Origin of the sequence: Bacillus sp. GMs2/2, from assembly GCF_050172095.1 — a bacterium.
Lineage (GTDB): Bacteria > Bacillota > Bacilli > Bacillales > Bacillaceae_G > Bacillus_A > Bacillus_A cereus.
This window is the reverse complement of the sequence record NZ_JBNLYE010000340.1, coordinates 1-4,119: the sequence shown is the minus strand read 5'-3', so window position 1 is coordinate 4,119 and position 4,119 is coordinate 1. Positions and strand designations below refer to the sequence as shown.

The window sequence follows — 4,119 nt, the reverse complement described above, 5'->3', positions numbered from 1 at the left end:
TCATCTGATAATATAATTGGAATAAATATTTATAAAAAGTAAGAAAAGCCCCCTATTCCGTAGGCGGGCTTTATCTTTATCACACAATATCAGAGTATACTCTCTTTTTTTCATACAGTTTATGTAATTATACATATTCATCAAAAATACACTAAATGAATATTACATGTAGTAAAATATAACTTGTGGGCACGTTCTATAAAGCAGATTCTTTTAAAAGGCGTAACATATCAATTATTATAGGGGATGTGGCGTCACTTCAATATTGATCTCAAATCTCTTGTCTTTTGTGAACTAACAATCTAGTGTATATAGACGATTCTGCTTTATAGTATGTGTTTACACTCATAACAAAGGGGTAATGGTAATACGGATAGATTCGTATGAAATGAAATGGTTCAAGTCGAAGAGAGGCACCTTAGGGTGCCTTTTCTTTTTGTATTACATCCACTTTGTTTTTCCACCTTATTTCAAATGCGCTAATTAACCTTCACCAAGAAGAAATGAGAATTAACAAAGATATTGTTTCTTCTGTTTAATATAGAAAAATGAAGGATACCCCATAGATATGGGGCATCCTTCATTTTCTATTTTTTCGCACCTTTCAACGACTCCCTCAGTACAAACTTCTGCAACTTCCCGCTCGCATTACGAGGGAGTTCATCTACAAATAAATAATGACGCGGACGTTTATAATCTGCTAGTTCATCACTTTCTTTGCAATACGTTTCTAAATCAGCTTCTGTTATTGTTTCATCTTTCTTCACAATAACTGCCACAACACGCTCTCCCCATAATTCGTCTGGCTCACCAAGTACCGCCACATCTAATATACCAGGATGACTATGAAGGAAATCTTCAATTTCACGAGGATAAATATTTACGCCACCGCTAATTACCATATCATCAACGCGATCAGCAACGAATAAATAACCGTCTTTATCAAAATAGCCTAGATCACCAGAATGATACCATCCTTTATACATCGATTTTTTATTCGCTTCTTCACGATTATGATAGCCAGCCATCATAGTTGGGCCGCGCAAAATAATTTCTCCCACTTCATAAGGAGGTAATACATCCTCTGGTTCTGCCGGTTCATCCTCGTTCGGTTTCACAATACGAACTTCATGGCTAAAGCATGGCGTGCCTGCTGAACCAGCTTTCGTAATTTGATCCTCCTCTACGAGAAACGCAACAACTGGTCCCATTTCTGTCATTCCGTATATTTGAACAAGATCAATATAAAGGCGTTCTTTACATTCCTTCACTAACGCCGGTGCCATTGCTGCTCCGCCGTATATACCAATCTTCATCGAAGTTAAATCATACTGAGCTAAATCTTTTTGCAACAACATATTCCACATCGTCGGCGCTGCAAAGAACGTCGTAATCTTTTCTTCTTGAATCGTATGTAATACTGTTTCTGTATCAAAATGATGCAAAATAACATTCTTTCCACCAACTTGAATGCGTGGTATGATTCCGGCATTTAATTCACCACAGTGATATAAAGGCGCCACAACAAGCCCTACACTATCTCTATTATATTTAAGGAAATACGTACAAATCATACTATGCTCAGTCATTTCACGATGACGATGTAATACGCCTTTCGGATGACCTGTCGTACCGCTCGTATAAAGCATTGAACAATAATCCATTTCATCAATTTCGATATTTACTTTCTCAGAAGATGCTGCATTCACTTTTTCATGGTAGGAACTTGCATAGGAAGGTTTATCGTTTTCTATAGACCAAAAAGATGTATTTGGAAAATCTCTTTCAATTATAGCAACAGTTGACTCAACTGCTTTTTCAAAGACAACGACTTTCGAGGATGCGTCCTGGAGAATATAAGATACTTCTTTCGCCTTTAAGCGGAAATTAATTGGGTTAAAGATTGCACCAATTTTCGCACAAGCTAAGTAAACGTTTACAAATTCACGGCAGTTATATAAGTAAACAGATACAGTATCTCCCTTTCTTACCCCTTCTTCTAATAGAGCGTGCGCCGTTTTATTTATTTGTTCATCCCACTGTTTATACGTCCAGCGAATATTCTTTTCAGGTTCCACTAACGCCTCTTTATTCGGATACTTACCAACTGATAAATCAAAAATTCTCCCTATCGTCATGTACATGCCAACAATTTCCCCCTTTTCTCTTTCATAAATCTATCATTTCGTCCATAAGTAGACATTGTCCTTTAATGATTTGACTAATTTTTCTGATTATTATCGACATAGTTTTACATACGGTACCGCTAAACGGTAAATGAAATTATATCGGCGATTTTCCAGATATATCGACCGTAACTTGAAATATATCAGCGCAACTCGAATTATATCAGCGATTTTTCGAATATATCGACTTACCGACAAAAACTGACAAGATATAATCGGACCGCCCGTTACTGCAGGATAAAAAGAGGTTGTTCCAACTCGGAACAACCTCTTTCTTCTTATGCAAATAGCTCTTCTAAAATTTTCAGTTTATCTTCTGTATATTTCACAAAGCCATCGTTATATGATTTTGGATCTTTCGGATTTGCGAAGTGCGTAATTGCTCCCGTCTTCGGATGAACAAATTTACTTGATGCACCACAACCAAGTCCGATAATTGATTGTACTTCTTCCATAATGACAATGTTGTAAATACTTTCTTGCGTCGGCATTGCATAACCAACGTTCTCTAAGTTACCTAAAATATTCTTTTGACGATATAGGTAATATGGTACGTAATTATGCTTTTGCGTCCACTCTTCTGCTTCGTGCATCATCGCTGTAATTTCTTCGCGACCTGCTACTTTATATTTACGTTTGTTTTGCGTCATTTCAGAAGCACGTTTAAATGATAACGTATGAACTGTTAATGATTCTGGCATTAACTTTTCTGTTTCATCTAACGTATGCTTGAAGATATCTAACCCTTCACCAGGAAGACCAATAATTAAGTCCATATTAATATTGTTCATTCCCATTTCACGAGCTAAATGGTATTTCTCAATTGTTTCTTCTACAGTATGATGACGTCCAATTGCTTTTAGTGTCTCTTGATGGTATGACTGCGGATTAATACTAATACGGTCAATGTTCCATTTATTTAACACTTCTAGCTTTGCTGGCGTAATTGTATCTGGGCGACCTGCCTCAACTGTTACTTCACGCACATTTTTCACATCTGGGAACGCTTCATACATTTCTTCATACAGCATATCCATCTCTTCTGCTGTAATACTTGTAGGTGTACCTCCGCCGTAATAAATCGTCGTAACTTTTACACCTTTTTCTTTTAAAAACTTACCAATTTCACGAACTTCATAATGTAAACCACCTAAGAACGAATCAACAGAGCCTTGGCGTCCATTAATCGCATAAGCCGGGAATGTACAATATGCACATTTCGTTGGGCAGAACGGAATACCGATATAAATACTTACTTCTTCTTTCAAACGGTATAAATCCGGAACAACTGCTAATTGGCAATCAACAATGCGCTGAAGAAGTTCAATTTTCTCTTCATGAATTAAATAACTTTCACGAAGCTCTTGATGCGCTTCTTCTTTTGACATACCATTTTGAAGCATTTTATGAAGAAGTTTCGTCGGACGTACTCCCGTTAAAATACCCCAGCTTTGTTCAATACCAGTTAACTGCTGAAGAACAGAAAGATATACATAAGAAACAACGTGCTTCACTTGCTTCATACGCTCTTTTTCATCTGTGAAAGCAGATAAATCTTTCGAGAATGTTTCTTCATACACATTTCCTGTGCTAACATCCGTTAATCGAGCGGATGCTTTCACATTATCCTCAATGTGTATATCAACGATAAGATTTGCTTCCTCTTGTTCAAATCCAATCGTACTATCTTCAAAAAATAAGCCGCCAATATTTTGTAGCGGACGTAAAAAACGATCATCTTGTAACGTTTTAATTGAAATTAACAACATTATCACCTTTTCATTTGCAAACTCTCTTTAGTTTACTTGAAGGGCGTTTACAGGTCAATACAGAAGGTTTTACCTGTTTCTCTTACATTTTTTCAAATAATTCTTTTTATGAATATCGCTCATGTATATAGACATCATGATTTTCTCTTGTTAAAATTTATTAG

2 protein-coding genes are annotated in these 4,119 nt (G+C 36.4%); both read right to left on the bottom strand.

Annotated features, from left to right (window positions below; translation table 11 throughout):
- Window positions 1-587: 587 nt before the first annotated feature.
- A complete protein-coding gene (locus ACQGS6_RS23810; RefSeq protein WP_025966923.1) occupies window positions 588-2,144 on the bottom strand; it encodes a fatty acid--CoA ligase in 1,557 nt (518 codons plus the stop codon).
- A gap of 320 nt (window positions 2,145-2,464) precedes the next feature.
- The gene (locus ACQGS6_RS23805) at window positions 2,465-3,955 is read right to left on the bottom strand and encodes a coproporphyrinogen III oxidase (RefSeq protein ID WP_001999181.1); all 1,491 of its coding nucleotides are present in this window, start codon (window positions 3,953-3,955) and stop codon (window positions 2,465-2,467) included.
- Between the last annotated feature and the right edge of the window lie 164 nt (window positions 3,956-4,119).

Coding starts and splice junctions, on each gene's coding strand:
- ACQGS6_RS23810 (WP_025966923.1), bottom strand. CDS start 2,144: ATGTACATGACGATAGGGAGAATTTTTGATTTATCAGTTGGTAAGTAT.
- ACQGS6_RS23805 (WP_001999181.1), bottom strand. CDS start 3,955: ATGTTGTTAATTTCAATTAAAACGTTACAAGATGATCGTTTTTTACGT.